The following is an 18,649-nucleotide window of genomic DNA, read 5'->3' as shown; positions in this document are numbered from 1 at the left end:
TTATATAGTTGATTATTTTACATGGTTATGTAAAATGCGCAGCAAAAATACAGGAGAACATAATGAAACTGACTTCAAAAGGGCGTTATGCGGTTACCGCAATGCTTGATGTTGCCATTCATGCCATTTCAGGTCCTGTATCATTAGCTGACATATCTGAACGACAAGGTATTTCATTGTCGTATTTAGAACAGCTATTCTCGCGTTTACGTAAACATGGTTTGGTTAATAGCGTGCGAGGTCCTGGTGGTGGTTATCGCTTAGGTAGATGTTCAGCTCAAATTGCTGTAGCAGACGTTATTTTTGCGGTTGATGAAAGCATTAATGCAACTAAATGTTCCGGACAAGGTAACTGCCAAGGTGGTAACCAATGTTTAACCCATTCATTATGGGAAGATTTAAGCGTACGCATAGAAGATTTTTTACAGAATATTTCGCTTTCAGAGCTCGTTGAGGAAAGAAACGTTAAAATGGTTTCACAACGCCAAGACGACATGCATAAACAAAAGCGTGAAAGCACTCATTCAAATAATATTTTAATTACAACCCAAAGCATTTTACCTGATTTGCAATAATATTTGCCGATCTACAAAGTTGGAGAGAGTTAGCTTATGAAGCTTCCTATTTATTTTGATTATTCAGCAACAACACCTGTAGATAAGCGTGTTGCTGAAAAAATGATGCAGTATATGACTACTGATGGTTTTTACGGTAACCCTGCGTCTCGTTCACACAAGTTTGGTTGGCAGGCTGAAGAAGCAGTAGACATTGCTCGTAACCAAATTGCTGATTTAATTAACGCCGATCCTCGTGAAATTGTATTTACATCAGGCGCGACAGAATCAAACAACCTAGCGATTAAAGGTGCAGCTAACTTTTATTCGAAAAAAGGTAAGCACATCATTACATGTAAAACTGAGCACAAAGCTGTTTTAGATACATGTAGAGAATTAGAACGCCAAGGTTTTGAAGTTACTTATTTAGATCCTGAATCAAACGGTTTAATTGATTTAAATAAGCTAAATGACGCGATTCGTGAAGACACTATTGTTGTAAGCATCATGCATGTAAACAACGAAATTGGTGTAATTCAAGACATCGCTGAAATTGGCGAAATGTGTCGTGCTAAAAAGATTATTTTCCATGTTGATGCCGCACAAAGTGCAGGTAAAATTGCTATCGATATGGAAAACCTGAAAGTTGACCTTATGTCATTCTCAGCACATAAAATATACGGGCCTAAAGGTATTGGCGCATTGTATGTTAGCCGTAAACCACGTGTTCGTTTAGAAGCTCAAACACACGGCGGTGGTCATGAACGTGGTATGCGTTCTGGTACTTTAGCTACTCATCAAATTGTGGGAATGGGCGAAGCATTTAGAATTGCTAAAGAAGAATTAGAGCAAGACCGTATTCACGTAACGAAAATGAGAGATCGTCTTTGGGCTGGTATTAGCTCAATGGAACAAGTTTTCATTAATGGTGATGCAGACAAACGCTACCCTGGTAATTTAAATGTAAGCTTCAACTTTGTTGAAGGCGAATCATTAATTATGGCACTTAAAGACTTAGCCGTATCTTCAGGTTCAGCATGTACATCAGCAAGTTTAGAGCCTTCGTACGTATTACGTGCTTTAGGTTTAAATGATGAAATGGCGCATAGTTCAATTCGTTTCAGCTTTGGTCGTTTTACTACCGAAGAAGAAATTGACCACGCAATTAACATCATTCAACAATCTATTGGTCACTTACGTGACATGTCACCACTTTGGGAAATGTTCCAAGATGGTATTGATTTAGATTCAATCGAATGGGCTGCTCACTAGTTAGCACCTATTAAACAAGTATTGTTTACAGACTTATTATTTATTTTCATGCCTGTAAGAGGCGAATAATAAGTCACTTAAACAACTTAGGAGAAATATCATGGCTTATAGCGAAAAAGTAATCGATCATTATGAAAACCCACGTAACGTTGGCTCAATGGATAAAAATGATCCAAATGTAGCAACCGGTATGGTTGGCGCACCAGCATGTGGTGACGTAATGAAGTTACAACTTAAAATTTCTGCAGACGGTATTATTGAAGATGCAAAATTCAAAACATACGGTTGTGGTTCTGCTATTGCTTCAAGCTCATTAGTAACTGAATGGGTTAAAGGCAAGTCTATCGACGAAGCTGGCGAAATCAAAAACACAGCTATTGCTGAAGAATTAGCATTACCGCCAGTAAAAATTCACTGTTCAATTTTAGCTGAAGACGCTATCAAAGCAGCGATTGCAGATTACCGCAGTAAAAAAGTTTAGTAAAAGAGGTTATTAGTATGAGTGTTACAATGACTCCTGCAGCCACTGAACGAGTAAAATCGTTCATGGTTAACCGAGGCAAAGGTCTTGGCTTACGTTTAGGTATAAAAACTACAGGTTGTTCTGGCTTAGCATATGTACTTGAGTTTGTAGACGACCTTAACGAAGACGATGAACTCTTTAGCATTAATGGTGTGAATATCATTATTGATGCTAAAAGCTTAGTTTACTTAAGTGGTATCGAGCTAGATTTCATTAAAGAAGGACTAAACGAAGGTTTCAAGTTCACCAATCCTAATGCAAAAGGTGAGTGTGGTTGTGGCGAAAGCTTCAACGTTTAATTTATTGTATTAATACTGGATTTATAGTGAATTACTTTCAATTATTTGGTTTAGAAGACCACTTTGATCTCGATACAACAAAATTAGCTGAAGTATATCAATCATTACAAAAAACGGTTCATCCAGACCGTTTTGCTAGTGCATCTTCACAAGAGCAATTACTTGCTGTTCAAAAGTCGTCAATGATCAATGATGCATATCAAACATTAAAAAATCCGCTTACTCGAGCGACTTATATATTAACGCAGCGCGGAACTGAAATGCCAAATGAACAAGCATCATTTGGTGATACCGCTTTTTTAATGCATCAAATGGAATTACGCGAAATGTTATCTGAGATCAAAGGATCCGATGACATAGAAGCTGAAATATTTAGTGCAACTGAAACATTAGACACTGAATACGAACAGCTCTTTAAAATGATGCAAGCTCAGTTAAATGAAAACTCACCAGAATCGAATACGCTAGCGTGTGACAATTTACGCAAACTTAAATTTTATCAAAAACTTCATATAGAGTTAGATCGTCTCGAAGACTCTCTATTAGATGATTAATTAAAAGATCCCCTATGGCTTTATTACAAATTGCAGAACCTGGACAAAGTACAGTACCCCATGAACATAATCTAGCAGCAGGTATTGATTTGGGTACAACAAACTCACTTGTGGCTAGCGTAAAAAGTGGCTTAGCTGAAACTCTACAAGACGAACAGGGTATAGACATTCTACCGTCAATTGTTAGCTACCAAGCCGACAATATTTTAGTAGGGAACGCAGCAAAAGCGTTTTCTGTTAACGATCCTGAAAATACTATTGTTTCTGCAAAACGTTTAATTGGTCGTTCGTTGAGTGATATTCAATCTAAATATCCATCTTTACCTTACGATTTTTGTGGTGACGAAAACCATCCTGAAATTAACACACGTCGCGGGCCGATAAATCCGGTTCAAGCGTCAGCTGAAATTCTTAAAACCTTAGTTGCCCGTGCTGAAAATGCATTAGGTGGAGAGCTTAAAGGTGTCGTTATTACCGTACCTGCTCATTTTGATGATGCACAACGCCAAAGCACTAAAGATGCAGCCAAGTTAGCTAATGTTAATGTATTACGTTTATTAAACGAACCAACTGCGGCGGCTGTTGCTTATGGGTTAGATACTAAACATGAAGGTAAGCAACAAGGCGTTATTGCTGTTTACGACTTAGGCGGTGGAACCTTTGATATTTCAGTATTACGTTTAAATAAAGGCGTATTTGAAGTTTTATCTACAGGTGGCGATGCCGCGTTAGGTGGCGATGATTTCGACGTAACACTTGTTGATCACCTTATTGAACAAGCACAGCTTACACGACCTTTATCACGTAAATTAGAGCGTCAGCTTTCTCAACAAGCCTGTAATGCTAAAGAACAATTAAGCCAAAATGACTCAACCGAGATCAACTTAGTATTAGAGAACGGTGAAAAATGGCAAGGTATTTTAACCAAAGAAACTTTTAATAGCTTAATTTCAAGCCTAGTAAATAAAACACTACGAGCTTGTAAACGTACATTGAAAGATGCTGATATAACAACAGAAGAAGTACTAGAAGTGGTTATGGTTGGTGGTTCTACAAGAGTACCGCTAGTGCGTGAAGAAGTAGAAAAATACTTCAAGAAAACGCCTCTTACTTCAATCGACCCTGACAAAGTTGTTGCCGTAGGCGCTGCAATTCAAGCGGATATACTTGCGGGTAATAAACCTGATAGCGACATGTTATTACTTGACGTAATTCCACTATCGCTTGGTTTAGAAACCATGGGCGGTTTGGTTGAAAAAGTTATTCCACGAAACACCACAATTCCTGTAGCCAAAGCACAAGAATTTACCACTTTTAAAGACGGACAAACGGCTATGGCTGTTCATGTTTTACAAGGTGAACGTGAATTAGTTGAAGACTGTAGATCATTAGCGCGCTTTGAATTACGTGGTATTCCAGCAATGACTGCTGGCGCGGCGCATATTCGTGTAACCTTTAAAGTTGATGCCGACGGTTTACTCGAAGTGTCAGCTATGGAGAAATCTACGGGCGTAGAATCACGTATCGAAGTTAAACCTTCATTCGGATTAGAAGAGCATCAAATTGCTTCTATGCTAAAAGCTTCTATGAGCAATGCTAAACAAGACATAGAAGCACGTATGGTAAAAGAGCAACAAGTTGAAGCAGCGCGCGTAATAGAGTCTGTTCAATCGGCCTTAGCTGCAGATGGCAACTTATTAAGCGAAGATGAAGCGAATGTTATTAACGAAGCTATTACAGCATTAAATAAAATTATACAATCAGATGTAGCTGATGATATTGAATCGGCTATCGACAAATTAAACGAAAGTACTGCTATTTTCGCTGAAAGACGCATGGATTCATCCATCAAAACAGCATTAGCAGGCCATTCAGTAGACGAGGTTTAGTAACATGCCAAAAATTATATTTTTACCTAACGAAGAACTTTGCCCAGACGGTGCTGTATTAGATGCAGAACCAGGCGAAAGTGTACTGAATGTTGCGCTAAAAAACGACATAGGTATTGAACACGCTTGTGAAAAAGTATGTGCATGTACAACATGTCATATTATTATTCGTGAAGGTTTCGACTCTATTGCAGAAAGCGACGAGCTTGAAGAAGACATGCTAGATAGAGCATGGGGTTTAGAACCTGATTCTCGTTTAGGTTGCCAAGCCATTGTTGGTGATATTGATCTTGTTGTTGAAATTCCAAAATACACGGTAAATATGGTGTCTGAAAACCACTAATATTGTACTGATTGTGAAAAAAGAATGATAAAAAAAAGGATAATAATAGTGATGTTATTATCCTTTTTTACTTTAGATTTTTAACTTCAATTCCTATATTTCTCCAGTATTTTTCACTAAAAATTTAGAACAGTTTTAACTTAACTTGAAGTTCGCCCTTCTGCTAAATAAACATGCAGTGACTTATTTCTATTGAATATGATATTGTTAATTTATATACAAAATAAGGGGTGATTAATGAAGCAAAAAAAGTTCTTTCCTCAAAAGGAAGAGTTACTTGTTCAGCTAGAACGGATAAAGGATAGCCAGTCTTTCGGTCGTTCAGACAAATATATAGCATTACTTAATTACCTTGTAGACAATACGGTAGCGCAAATAGCAGCAGAATCAGAAACGTCTTCGCCGCCTAGCGAAGTGATGATTGCTAAAGCAGTATTTAATAAAGGGGATGAATATAATCCTTCCGACGACGCTTCAGTCAGAGTTTACATTTCAAACTTAAGAAAAAAATTAGAAAGATATTATGTAAATGAAGGTGAAAATGAACGCTTTCAACTAACCATACCTCATGGGAAGTATGAATTAACCTTTTTTAAAACTGAATCACAATCAGCTGACTTAGCGAACATAGATGTTGTCGAAAACTCTCTATTAAATATTCCTCAGCCAAAGTATCAATTAAATAGTTCACCATTAATTTGGACGTTAGGTGTTATTTTTTCATTATCCCTATTATTGAATATATTCGTGATTATTAATAACGATTATCTAAATAATGATCCTGAAATGGTTATACAAAATCACCCTATATGGAAAGACTTAAACGAAAATAACAAAAAAACGCTTATTGTTATTGGTGATTCATTTTTCTATAAGGTTGTAGATAACTCACCTAAAAAAATAGAAAGCTTAATGAGAAATCATTTTGTGAATGGTACAACTGAGTTAATGACATTTCTTAAGGAAAAACCTGAATTAAATTTTCAGAACCTACCCAATAAAAAATTTGCACCAAAAGGTGCAGTAATTGCGTTGGCTGACATAGTACCTATTATTCAAAACAAGGAGCTTTATAAAGTAAAAATGTCATCAGATTTATCTGCTGAAGAGATCAATAATTATAACATTGTGTATATAGGTAAATTTGTAGATTTTGACCAGTTATATGGCTTTTATCAGGGGTCAAATTACGATTTAAGCGCACAGTTTAATTTTATAAATAAGAAAACAGGTAAAAACTATAAATTAATTCCACCATTTTATTCAGGCTATACTGATTATGGTCTTTTTTCGAAATATCAGGGAGCGACAGGTAATGTATTGTACATAATATCTGGATTTACTGATGCTGCTATTATGTCTGTTTCCCAATTCATAACAAATCCAAAAAATTTATCTTCTCTTAATTTAGATGTTGATTCAGCAAATGTATCAGATAAATCTTTAACTAATTTCGAAATACTTTTTGAAGTCGCTAGTTTTAATCATTCACACCTAAATTCCAAAATTTTGAGTATTGATAAAGTAGATGCAAATGCAATCTGGAATAATAATGATTAGCTGATCATCTCTTAACGTGATGTCGCTTAGATTCAATAAGATAGGCTTCACTTAATTATGCAGTGTTTTTTTTAGAAATCACTGGCCTTTTAGCATCTGTTAAAAACAATTCTGTTAAAAAACACAACAAATTTAACAAAATATTCAGAACCTTTGAAACCTATTAATCTTAAAGGGTTCTTTTAATTCGAGCTAAACTGACATATGAATGTTTGCTCAGTGTTTTTTTATAGTAAGAGTTACTTATTTATTCATTTTAAAACTGTTTCTACGTGTTTAACGTTAAATTACGTAAGCCAAAGAGTCCTTACCTTCCATTACCAAACTTTACTGTTAGTAAACGTAAGTTAAAACATTGGCTTACATGTTAAAAGTAAGTAAATGAATTGATTTAAAGAAACCTAAAAATATAGTATTTAAGAGTAATTATCCTTAACTATTAACTCCTATAGGGAAGTAAAGTCGAGGAATTTATGAAGGTAACGCTGATAAATCGGGGATTTTATCTTTGGTCTATTTTGGAGCTTTCAATTAATGAGTTCCATGGTTATGACTAAAGAAAAATATTATATTTTTATTACGTTTCTATGCAGTGGCTAATGTTACAAATTTTTATAACAAACTAAGTAACAAGAACACTAGATTAAAAAATCAATATTTGATTTCTAATAAATACCTTAATTTAGGTTTATTTAGTGATCAATTAATAGGGTAAATATAATGAATAAAACAATAACAATGTTCGGAATATTTTTGACCGTCGTTTTGTCGTGGCTCCCGTTTGAGAGTAATGCTCAAACTGCAGCTTCGGTAACTTTTGACAATGCAACACAATATACGCAAAACGTATATCAAACCAATAGCGTTTTACCTGTAAGTGTGAATTATCATGCTGGTGATAACAACACGGTTACGAACCAATTAGGAGGAGTTAAATATTTTTTAAGAGAACTTCGTTCAAATTGGTCTGTAGTGAAAGACACAATTGTTTCAGATGCATCAGCAATAGGCAAAACGAGTGGCACTTCAAATGTTGAGATCCCTTTACAAGGATTAACAGCAACAGCAAACCTTCCTGATGGGCACTTTTACTTCCTATTTGTAAAGTTTTTCTCTTCAGATGGAAATGCTTACACAGTAAATGTAGCCGGTATAAACATAGAAGCTGCACAAGTCGCTCCTTCTTTGACTATTCAAGGAAGTGATCATATAAAAACTAGCACTTATGCTAATACAGGTTCACTTAACGTAACTATTGATGTTGAAGCGGGTGCTGGCAATATTGTAAATAATACTAAAGGTGGTCTTAAAGTTTATTTACGCGAATTAAAATCTAATTGGCAGCTAGTAAAAGACACTGTAGTTTTCGATGATAGTGTAATTGGTAAGCAAACAGCCGTTTCAAATATTCTGATTCCGTTAAATGGTTTAGTACCAAGCAATCAACTTCCTGACGGAAATTTCTATTTCTTATTTGCTGAATTTGGTTCATCAAATGGAAATGTTTATAACAGTAGTATCGCAAATATTAATATCGATAGTGATTTTGATGGTGACAGTATTGTCGATTCAATTGATACAGATGACGATAATGATGGTGCGAGTGATGAAATAGATTCAGCGCCAAGAAACGCTAGTGTTGGTGCAATAACTGACGTTCCGTTTTTCCAAGGGGTACAAACACCGGCTTTTCCAGGTATGAATTGGCTGAAAATCGATAACATGTCTGACGAATTTGAAGGTGCTAATATTAATGCTGATAAATGGCAAGTAGAGCCAGTAGGAAACGGTTGGTTATGGACAGGTAGAGCACCAGGTTTATTTACTACAGATACGGTTAGCGTTAATGACGGCAACTTAAAAATTACCGTTGATGAATTAGAAGGTGGTCCGCAATGGTTAGATACTCCTTATAAAGATGCAAATGGAAACTTTAAACAAGCCTACTTTAAATATAAAGGCGCAATAATTCGTTCTATTTTCCCAACAAGCGCACCTAAGGACGGTGTATCTTATTACTACGAAGCCAAAATGAAAGCTAACCAAACAGAAATGTCATCAACGTTTTGGTTAATGAGTAAAAATAGTGATTGTAAGACAATGTTCGAGATTGATATCCAAGAAACTATCGGTAAAGTTAACGAAGGTTTGACTCACAGTTGGGCAATGGATTGGGAACATATTTATCATTCAAATATGTTTCATCGTCAAACAAGTTGTAATGACGAAAACAGACGACAAAATTCTACAATGGTGCCAGCTGGCAAGAAAACAACTGAACGTTATTATATCTATGGCGCTCACTGGAAATCACAGAATGAAATCGACTTTTACTTAGATGGTCAGCTTGTTTACAGCATAGTGCATCCCATTGCATTTGATCAGGAAATGTGGATTCAAATGGCAATAGAAACCTATGACTGGAATGAAGTGCCAGAAGATGGTGGAATGGTTAAAGCTGGTACAGAAGAGCAACGTACTACATCATATGACTACGTACGTACTTTTAAATTGTTATGTGAAGGTTGTGTAAGTGTTGAGCCAGAACCTACACCGGTAGAACCATCTCTTTCATTTGATGATGACGCAAAGTACCGTAATACAACGCATTTAACGACTAAACCTATGCAGGTAAAAGTTAATGTTGAAGCGGGGACTGGTAACCTTGTTACAGATGGTGTTGGCGGTTTAAAAGTATTTTTACGCGAACTTCGTTCTGATTGGAGTTTGGTGAACGATATAGTGGTAATTGACGGTAGCGTTATTGGAGAACAAACCGCGACTTCAACACTCTCTATTCCGTTGGCGGGAGCAAAAGCTAACAGCGAGCTTCCTGAAGGAAACTTTTATTTCTTATATGCACAATTCACGGCTTCTGATGGCAAAACATACGATAAAGGCATTGCAAGATTAACTATTGATAACGACTTTGATAATGATGATTTAGGTGACCTTATTGATTCAGATGATGATAACGATGGTGTTAATGATGAGATTGATCACTTACCGTTTGATAAGAACATAGGTGTTTTAGGTGACTTAGACGGTGATCAAGATGTTGATACTATGGATGTCAGAGCATTTACCTCTGCATTACGAGGCACTCATAATTTACATCAAGTATATGACTTAAATAATGATGGTGTGATTAATCGTCAAGACAGTCGTTACTTAGTTAACTTATGTACATATAGCCGTTGTGGAGTTCAATAATGTTAAATTTAATAAAAAGCCTTGCCGTGATTTCACTCTTTGTTTCATGGGCTAGTACGGCATCATTAATCATTGTTGATTTTGATGAAGTTACATATAACAAAGATGATATAGTTACGATGGATGTTTTTGTTAATTCAATAAATTCAGAAACATATTGGTTGGAATTCGATTTATCATTCAATGACGCTGATTTAGCTTTTGATGGTTTTATTTTTGATAATAACGTTTTCAATAATAGTACCTATACCGATGCTTTTGACGATTTTGGGTTTTCACCGTTAACGTTACAAGTTGAGTTTTTAGATGACTGGCAAAACGAGTTAAGTACCTCATTCAAATTAGGTACTGCTAGTTTTACTGCGTTGATGGATACTAATTCGCCAATAAATACCAGCTTAGATTACTTAGATGTGCAAAACTTTTTAGGTGAATCAATTGCCGCACAGGAGGTTCCTGAGTCTCCTGCAATCGCATTATTTGCTTTAGGTGTTTTTATATTGTTAAGAAAGTATTTAGTTCAAAAGTGTCAAAATAAGTAATCTAGATACCGTCTAAACGGGGTAATCTAATGATTAAAAACAATGTTAGTTTACTCTCTTTAATAAAGGCGTCTAATAATACAACACAGGTTTTTATAAGTCTGAATTTATTATTAGATAGCCTAAGATAAGTTGTAATTTTAATTTGTTTTAATGTGTATATACCATTAATACGATGTCTGAAAATAGCTAGTATTTTAATGATTGCAAAAAGTAAAGAATATTAAAAAGGGTAACAACAGCGATGTTATTACCCTTTTCTATTATTTTAGGCTATTTCTAAAATTGTGTTTTGGAAATGCTCAAATTCCGTTTTTAATAAAACCAGATCTACGAGTTAAAAATTCTGTTTTGGTTAATGGCCAGCCTTTTGTTATTGGATCAGGCTTGAAATATTTAAAATATTTATCTTTGAATGTATTAAAAATTTCACCTGTTACATGATCACTAAAAGCTTGAGCATCTTTATATATTTCTATAAATATAACTTCGGTTTGTTGTGTTAAGGGGATTTCTGAAGGCTCGGGTATTATAGGTTTACTCTCCTGATTAAGCGGCTTTTCCGATTGTAGATGTACTAAGTACATCAATGTGCCAGCTTCTTCTTTTACTTTATTAGCTAGGTTGTTTAGCTCTTGATATAACTCAGGAGGGCAGCCATCTAATAATTGCCATTTTGAAATAAGTGATATTTCTTGAACCTGACTCTTTTTATCAAATTCGGGTTCTATCCATTCGAAGGAGGGGGTGCCACGGTAGTTTTCATGGTTAGGAACGGGTATTTCCATCATTTGCAGTGCAATAGGGCTTAAGCTTCTCATGCCATTATTTATTGCTGTGTACAACACATTAGGTGAGCCATTAAACGCTTCAGCAATTTGATACAGCATAACTGAATAGTTGCTATTAAATTGCTTGTTTAAGCTTGATAGTACAGGGCTGTTTTCATAACTTTGTGTTGTTGGGTTTTTTAATAATGGATAAGCTTGGTGATAATTAACATCAAAGGCTTCACCAGTAGGTGGCTCTGTTGGTGTATCCGTTTCTTGATATGATCTATGGTGCTTTATTTCATTAAATTTAAAGTAATGTGCTATATCTGCTCTTTGATTAAAGTATTTAGTGTCTAAATCAAAAATTGAATCTGAGCAACCTTCACCTTGGGTTATTATTAGGTCTATTGCTTTATGGGCTGATGCTAAATCTACTACTTTAATTGGCTCGCCATCGCCTTTCCAATAAAAGTTCTCACCGAGTTGATTGGCAGGATCTCCGCTAAAGACTTCTGGTTCAGAAAATACATCACACGCTTCATTGAGTTGGTGCTTTAGCTGTTCATAAAATGCACCAATGGTAATACCCGGAATTTCCATTTCTGATGAACGCAGCATACTTTTTTTACGACCAATAAATTCAGTCGGCATTTCTATTTTTAAAAATGTGTCAATTGCCGATTCGCTGAATTTTTCTAAGTTAATCTCAAATTCACGGTCTTTAAATTTTTCCCCCTTAAATTCTAATGTAAGAGGGTAAGTGGGAACGTTTTTTTTATTAAAGGTTACTTTGCCACCTATACTCGCTATTAAGTTACACACGAGAAGCATATGTAACATTTCTTCCATGGCTACACTATGAATAAGTGCGGCAGACTTTTTATTAGTATTTGGCTTAATACTTAAAAGTGCAGTTAAATAAGGCGGTATAGTTGATAACTCTAATTCCAGTGCTTTATGCAAATTATCAATTAACTCTTGTTTGCGAAGTTGTAAATCATTCATGATCTAACGCCTCCAGTTGTGTGTTTATATGATCGCCAAGCCTTAAAGATAAAGCGGTTAATGTTAATGTGGGGTTGATTGCACCCGTAGAGGTAAATGCAGCATTTGAGCAAACATATATATTATCAACGCCATGTATTTTCATGTTTTTATCTGTAACACCTTTTTTGGGGTCTTCACTCATTCTACAAGTACATGCAGAATGATCCGCTCGCCATGAAATTGTTGGTTTTCCTTGTATTTTTGCATCCATTTTTTTAAAAATCTCTTCAACTTTGGATTGAATATAAGTCATACGATCGTTAAATTCTGGCGATTGAGAATAATCTACAATGGTTTGAGGTAGACCTATTTGGTTTTTGGCTCCTGGTAAGTTAGTTATGTTGTTCTTATATTCGCTAAATATTTCCACCATTCCGTGTATTTGAACCGTGTTTGAACCTCTAATACTTTCTTCAATTTCTTCTCGCGTATTACCGTTTTTCATTAAAGTGGCAATATCAATTTGAGGTGAACTAGGTGGGTGTATTAATATAAATTTTCCTTTTTTTTGTTCAAATTCATTGTCGTAGTGACGACTACAAAGTGTAGGGAAGTTCATTTCTGGTTGTTTAAGGGATTTATTTTCTGCGATATTGGCGCTAAAAATAAAGTAAGGGTGAGTAACAAAGTAGCGACCAACATTTCCTTCATCATTACCTATTCCATTTATCCAAAAGTCAGATGTTGAACGTTGTAATAATTTAGGAGATTCGATAGCTCCACCAGCCACAATTACTATTTTAGCGGATACACTCATAGTTTTTTTAGTTGTTTTATCAAAATAAGTCACTCCTTTTGCTCTTTGTTTAGTATCCATATCAATGGTATTAACTATGCTGTTAATTCGAATTTCTAAATTAGGGTAATCTTTTTCATCACTCATATGATTTAAAAAATTCGTGGCAGCGTACCTAGCACCAAAAGGACAATATTTACATGTACCGGTTGTTTTACAAGGTGCGTTGAACGTTGAGCTACTTAATATACCGTGTCTTGCAATAGGTACATTTGAAAAGTCCATATTAAGAGATTTTATTGCTGAAGCTATGCTGCTGTCTTCAAATGTGAATGGAAACGCAGGAAATGGATAAGGTGTGGAGCGTGGTGGATTTAAGTTCTTTGAATCTCCAGAAACGCCAATATAGTGTTCAGCCTGTCCGTAATAAGGCTCTAGAGTCTCGTAATCAATGGGCCAATCAATACTTGTGTTGGTATTGGTTTTCATTAAAAAATCTTCAGGCTTTAAACGGAAAGACCAACCACCCCAATGTATTGTTGATCCTCCATATGTCATTACTCTTGACCCCGCTAATGGAACTACGGTTGCTCCAATATTTTGATTTTGTCCTGGTATATCTCTTTCTGGGTATGCTTGATCATTAAATTTAGAGTAGGGTAGTTTGCCGCTTACAATGTAATCTTGCCAAAGGGCTGCATCTTGCATTTTTACTTTTTGTCCAGCTTCTAACATTAAAATAGATGCATTTTTATTTTTTTCTAATACCTTATGGGAAAGAGCTGTAGCAGCGATCCCAGAGCCTATTATAACTAGATCATATTTCATTGTTATTCTCCATAGTTCGGTAAGGTACTGCTTCTCCAGGGATAAAAGCTCCGCCAATATATCCAGGATAATTTTTAGCGCCAAAGGATTTAAATCCACCAATAGAGAGTTGAAAATCAATAAATTCGTTTGATACTTTTTGTCTAACAATAGATAAATTTGAATCTACAGGAGGGAGGTTAGCGTAAGGATCCGTAAATATTATTTCGTAACAATTTTCAGCTCCTACTTCTAAAATCATTTGATTAATCGTGGTGTAAGCTGTTTTATAATATTCTTGATAAATGGGGTATAAATTTATTCGGTTTTGCATAAAAACATAGAGCTCTGATCGATAGGGGGTCGAGTTATCCATGTTTTTCCAATAGACACCTATATGCTCAAATAACTTGAACATGGTTTCAAAGATATCTTGGTTTAGTTTTTCAAAGTTTTTACTAATAGGGTGAATGACAGGTTGTTTATTCATTTTATATTCCATTCCATGTTTTTGATAAACTTACATTAAGTTATCAATGACTTAAAAGGTAGTATAAGAAATATAAACAAAAGTTTTATATTGTAGAATTATGGGGAATATAAGAGGGATTTAAAAAGAGCACTATTTAAAAATCCATTTTATATAACTTTGTATCCTAACAAAGATTGTTAAATTTCGAATTATACTCAGCAAATAAAAAGTAATATCACTAAACGTTTTTTATTTATATCAGTTTTTGCACTGGTATTGGCTATTTTATACAATATTTAAATTTTATAGCCATCACTAACTGTAGTCTAATTTTAGAATAAAAACTAAATCAAGAGTAATTGTCTTATTTTATGGTCTCAATTTATGCCTTAAAATGCGATAATAGTTATATACCCGTTACCATTCAAGCGCTCTGAAATAGCCTCTTGAATGGTAACGGTATAGATGTTGTGTAAGGAAATGAAAAAATATAGCATTATTCTGATATCGAATAATCAGTCGATTTATAACAATTTTTACCACTGTTTTTTGCAAGATAAAGGGCTTTGTCTGCTTGTAAAATAAATGATTTTAAATCGCAATTAATTGACAAATCTTTGAGGTTAACCAAGCCAATTGAACAAGAAAGATCACTATATTTTTCATTTTCCTGATTAAACTTTTGCCATAAATTATTTACTTGAGCTGCCATTTTTTCAGCTTCAGTAATAGGGGTATTTGGTGCTATAACAATAAATTCTTCTCCGCCATAACGACCAACAATATCCTGGTCTCTTTTAAATACTTCTTTTAATATATCTGCTTGCGTTTTAATGATGACATCACCTTCGAGGTGTCCAAACTTGTCATTAAATTTTTTAAAGTCGTCGATGTCGATTAAAAATATAGAGACTGGCTTATTCTTATCATCAGATGTAAAACACTTTAATGCTTCTTTTTCATAAGCTCTTCGATTAAGTAAGCCTGATAGTTGGTCTGTTTGACTTTGCTCTTCAAGCTTATTTGTTAGTTCTTCAGCCCGCTTGAAAGAGTTTTCAGTGGTATATAATCCCACTAAACAAATTAAACTTACAATAGAATAAAAACCTAAGTAAATTGAGTTAAGGTCAGCATAAATTGGATATAAAGTTAATAGTTTGGCCAAAGCTAAAAAGCACAACAGTACATATAAAATTGATAGTTTAAAATCTAACCGAAGTACAAAAAAGGCAAACACAGAATAAATGAGTAGCCCATCATAAGGAAAACTAAACATGTCTATCACCCATGCTTGTTTTATAAACCAAATATTCGATAGAGAAAGGGTCGTTAATACAACAAAATAAAGCTTATGTCGGTGCTTTTTAAAGTGGTCAAAGTATGAAGATAACAGAAGGGCTATCATTGTTGGAACTTGAATCAAAAATCGGCTTGTTATGTACTCATCGTGTAGGGGCGTTGGTAAAATAGATAGGTCTAAAATTGCAAATAAACCCATGGCGATTGTTACTGCGAGTAACACCCATCGAGTTGTATTAAGCTTTAATTCATAGTTTTTCATTACAGTAAACTATTCCTCTAAGAATATAGTATATTCTTGCTTAAAAGATGATTTTCATATGTTTAATACCAATTGCATCGTTATTTATTTAGAAATTAGAACACTCCTTATTAAAATAAATGCCTCGCCTACAGGACGTAGGTGCTTAGGTTCAGTCTGGAACGATTAAGCTGTGTATTTGACCATTTATTCTTCGTATAAAAAGTGAATTTTAAATTAAAACTATAGCTGTATAAATGTAAAAACACCATATTGCTTGAGACGTGATAAGTGAAGGTATATTAATAAAGGGATAGACGGCAGATTAAGCGCCTATCCCATTTGTTGCTAAGTTAGCTTTGTTCCTTTACTGAAGGGAAGTGTAGTAACATATTGTCCGGTTAAACGGCGCCACGCATTAGATACGGCTGGTGCTATTGGTGGTGTGCCTGGTTCACCAACACCTGTAGGTGCGGCGTCTGATGGTAATATCTCTATATCAATTTCTGGCATTTCTGTTATTCGTAAGGCTGTATAATTATGGAAATTACTTTGTTCTACTTTTCCTTTCTCACCTAAAATTATTTCGCCATGAAGCGCAGCATCTAAACCAAAACCTATGCCACCTTGCATTTGAGCTTTAACAATATCGGGATTGACGGCAATTCCGCAGTCAACCGCACACCAAACGTGATGTACTTTAGGCATGCCGTTGTTATCTTTTGAAATTTCAGCTATTTCAGCTACATAACTGCCAAAAGACTCTACTACAGCAACACCTCTGGCTCGTCCTTTAGGTACAGGTCCTGACTTTTCTGCCATGTTAGCAACATGTTTTAGTACTTGTGCTTCTCTTGAGTTTTCTTCCATCAACTCAAGGCGACCTTTGATAGGATCTTTTTCTGCCATATCTAATAATAAGTCAATCGCTGTTTCAACGGCATAACCCGTGTGGGAGTGACCTACCGAACGCCACCAAAGTACGGGGACGCCAGTTTCCATGTTGTGCAGTTGCACATCTATGTTGGGTAAAGCGTATGGTATGTGTTCAGCTCCCTCAACAGAGCTTTCATCTATACCGTTTTTAATTTGTGCTTCAAAAGGACTATTTTTTCTAATAGATTGAACCGCAATGCTATGTTTCCATCCTATTATTTTACCTTTTTCGTCTAGTGCACCAGCCATCTTATGTACTGACATCGCGCGGTAATGTCCACCTTGAATGTCGTCTTCTCTTGTCCAAACTAATTTTACGGGCACACCTTCGTCAGCCATTTTTGTTACATAAGCCGCTTCTGCTGCAAAACTTCCGTCAGGTTGAGTACGGCGGCCAAAGCTCCCACCAGTGATTTGTGTTTGAATATCAACTTTACTTGGTTCTATACCAAATACTTTTGCAATAGTGCCTTGATCTAAAGTGGGGATTTGACTACCAAACCAAGCCGTAACTTTTCCACGTTTAAATTGCATTACCGCATTTAATGGTTCCATTGCCGCATGAGCTAAATAAGGAAAAGATAGTTCAATCTCAAGTTTTTTATCAGCCTGAGTTACTGCCGCTTCAGCGTTACCTTTTTTGGTTACTTGAATACCTGGCTTAGATACCGTTGTACTAAATGTTTTGAATAGTTCTTTACTCGTACGGGTTTCAGCTTTGCTATAGTCCCATTCTATTTTTAAGGCTCTACGACCTTTAATAGCGTTGTAGGTACTGTTTGCATATACCACAATACCAAATGGAATCGCCTTAACATCTTTCACGCCTTCAATTTTTTTTGCTTCAGTTGCATCGAATGAAGCAACTGTTGCACCAAAAGCTGGAGGATGAGCGACAACTGCCGTTATCATATTAGGTTTATGGATATCTAAACCATATATGCTACTACCTGTTGTTTTTCCTTTGGTATCTAACCTAGGTAACTCTTTACCAATGAATGTAAATTGGTTGGCATTTTTTAACTTAGGCTCTTCTGTAGGAGCCGAAAGGGTTGCTGCTATAGCGACTAAATCACCAAAGCTGGCTTGTTTTCCAGAAGGGTGGCTAACAATACCGTTTTGTACGGATATTTCATTAGCATTAACTTGCCATTTTTTGGCTGCTGCATTTATGAGCCACTGCTTTGCTGTTGCGCCAGCTTTACGCATAGTCATATAACTATTGGCAAGTCCAGTTGAACCACCTGTACCTTGAACTCCAAAAGACAAGTTAGCATAAAGTTTTATATTAGCAGGTGCATGTTCAGCACGTATTTGTGACCAACTAGCATCCATTTCATCTGCGGCTAAAGATGCTAAACCTGTAAATGCGCCTTGTCCTACTTCGATATGCTTTATTAATACGGTAACGGTATTATCTTCTGAAATTTTAATGAATGCATTCGCAGTCAATTTTGTTTCTTTTATATTTGCTATAGCACGATTGGAAAGTAACATAGGGAGATGCATGCTGATAACTAGACTGGCAGCACTACCTTTTAAAAAGCGACGACGTGATTTAGATATTTCTTTAATAGAATCTGACATTT

General features: G+C 35.5%; 15 protein-coding genes. 10 read left to right on the top strand and 5 right to left on the bottom strand.

What is annotated here, in order from left to right:
- The first annotated feature begins 62 nt into the window (after positions 1-62).
- The 10 genes from iscR (at position 63) to AC0L5Q_RS07860 (ending at position 10,749) form a co-directional block, all read left to right on the top strand.
- Positions 63-575, top strand: coding sequence for a Fe-S cluster assembly transcriptional regulator IscR (gene iscR, locus AC0L5Q_RS07905; protein WP_076419316.1), 513 nt, complete (start codon positions 63-65; stop codon positions 573-575).
- A 36-nt stretch (positions 576-611) separates the two neighbouring features.
- A complete protein-coding gene (locus AC0L5Q_RS07900) occupies positions 612-1,826 on the top strand; it encodes an IscS subfamily cysteine desulfurase (protein ID WP_077340741.1) in 1,215 nt (404 codons plus the stop codon).
- A 100-nt stretch (positions 1,827-1,926) separates the two neighbouring features.
- Positions 1,927-2,307, top strand: coding sequence for a Fe-S cluster assembly scaffold IscU (iscU, locus tag AC0L5Q_RS07895; protein WP_473616940.1), 381 nt, complete (start codon positions 1,927-1,929; stop codon positions 2,305-2,307).
- A gap of 17 nt (positions 2,308-2,324) precedes the next feature.
- Positions 2,325-2,648, top strand: a complete 324-nt coding sequence (iscA, locus tag AC0L5Q_RS07890; RefSeq protein ID WP_076419319.1) for an iron-sulfur cluster assembly protein IscA — start codon at positions 2,325-2,327, stop codon at positions 2,646-2,648.
- Positions 2,649-2,674: 26 nt separating this feature from the next.
- Positions 2,675-3,202: a co-chaperone HscB gene (hscB, locus tag AC0L5Q_RS07885; RefSeq protein ID WP_473616935.1), complete on the top strand. Its 528-nt coding sequence runs from the start codon at positions 2,675-2,677 to the stop codon at positions 3,200-3,202.
- A 14-nt stretch (positions 3,203-3,216) separates the two neighbouring features.
- Complete coding sequence (hscA, locus tag AC0L5Q_RS07880) at positions 3,217-5,091, top strand: Fe-S protein assembly chaperone HscA (protein ID WP_473616931.1); 1,875 nt, start codon at positions 3,217-3,219, stop codon at positions 5,089-5,091.
- A gap of 4 nt (positions 5,092-5,095) precedes the next feature.
- Positions 5,096-5,434, top strand: a complete 339-nt coding sequence (gene fdx / locus AC0L5Q_RS07875) for an ISC system 2Fe-2S type ferredoxin (RefSeq protein ID WP_473616928.1) — start codon at positions 5,096-5,098, stop codon at positions 5,432-5,434.
- Positions 5,435-5,671: 237 nt separating this feature from the next.
- Complete coding sequence (locus AC0L5Q_RS07870; RefSeq protein WP_473616926.1) at positions 5,672-6,994, top strand: hypothetical protein; 1,323 nt, start codon at positions 5,672-5,674, stop codon at positions 6,992-6,994.
- Positions 6,995-7,714: 720 nt separating this feature from the next.
- Positions 7,715-10,207 carry a LamG domain-containing protein gene (locus AC0L5Q_RS07865; protein ID WP_473616923.1) on the top strand — a complete coding sequence of 831 codons (2,493 nt, stop codon included), beginning with the start codon at positions 7,715-7,717 and terminating at the stop codon, positions 10,205-10,207.
- Positions 10,207-10,749: a hypothetical protein gene (locus AC0L5Q_RS07860; RefSeq protein WP_473616920.1), complete on the top strand. Its 543-nt coding sequence runs from the start codon at positions 10,207-10,209 to the stop codon at positions 10,747-10,749. The genes AC0L5Q_RS07865 and AC0L5Q_RS07860 overlap by 1 nt, the downstream gene beginning before the upstream one ends.
- Positions 10,750-11,051: 302 nt before the next feature.
- Here the strand turns inward: AC0L5Q_RS07860 and AC0L5Q_RS07855 are convergent, their stop codons facing one another.
- The 5 genes from AC0L5Q_RS07855 to AC0L5Q_RS07835 form a co-directional block, all read right to left on the bottom strand.
- The gene (locus AC0L5Q_RS07855) at positions 11,052-12,527 is read right to left on the bottom strand and encodes a ferritin-like domain-containing protein (protein WP_473616916.1); all 1,476 of its coding nucleotides are present in this window, start codon (positions 12,525-12,527) and stop codon (positions 11,052-11,054) included.
- Positions 12,520-14,133: a GMC oxidoreductase gene (locus AC0L5Q_RS07850; protein WP_473616913.1), complete on the bottom strand. Its 1,614-nt coding sequence runs from the start codon at positions 14,131-14,133 to the stop codon at positions 12,520-12,522. Before AC0L5Q_RS07850 ends, AC0L5Q_RS07855 begins: the two co-directional genes overlap by 8 nt.
- Positions 14,123-14,602 carry a hypothetical protein gene (locus AC0L5Q_RS07845; RefSeq protein ID WP_473616910.1) on the bottom strand — a complete coding sequence of 160 codons (480 nt, stop codon included), beginning with the start codon at positions 14,600-14,602 and terminating at the stop codon, positions 14,123-14,125. The genes AC0L5Q_RS07850 and AC0L5Q_RS07845 overlap by 11 nt, the downstream gene beginning before the upstream one ends.
- A 478-nt stretch (positions 14,603-15,080) precedes the next feature.
- Positions 15,081-16,145: a GGDEF domain-containing protein gene (locus AC0L5Q_RS07840; protein WP_473616906.1), complete on the bottom strand. Its 1,065-nt coding sequence runs from the start codon at positions 16,143-16,145 to the stop codon at positions 15,081-15,083.
- 327 nt (positions 16,146-16,472) lie between these two features.
- Positions 16,473-18,647 (bottom strand): xanthine dehydrogenase family protein molybdopterin-binding subunit, encoded by a 2,175-nt coding sequence (locus AC0L5Q_RS07835; RefSeq protein ID WP_473616903.1) that lies wholly within the window; start codon positions 18,645-18,647, stop codon positions 16,473-16,475.
- Between the last annotated feature and the right edge of the window lie 2 nt (positions 18,648-18,649).

The sequence above is a fragment of the Pseudocolwellia sp. G5-9 genome (genome assembly GCF_055808995.1).
This window is presented reverse-complemented; position numbering and strand designations above follow the sequence as displayed.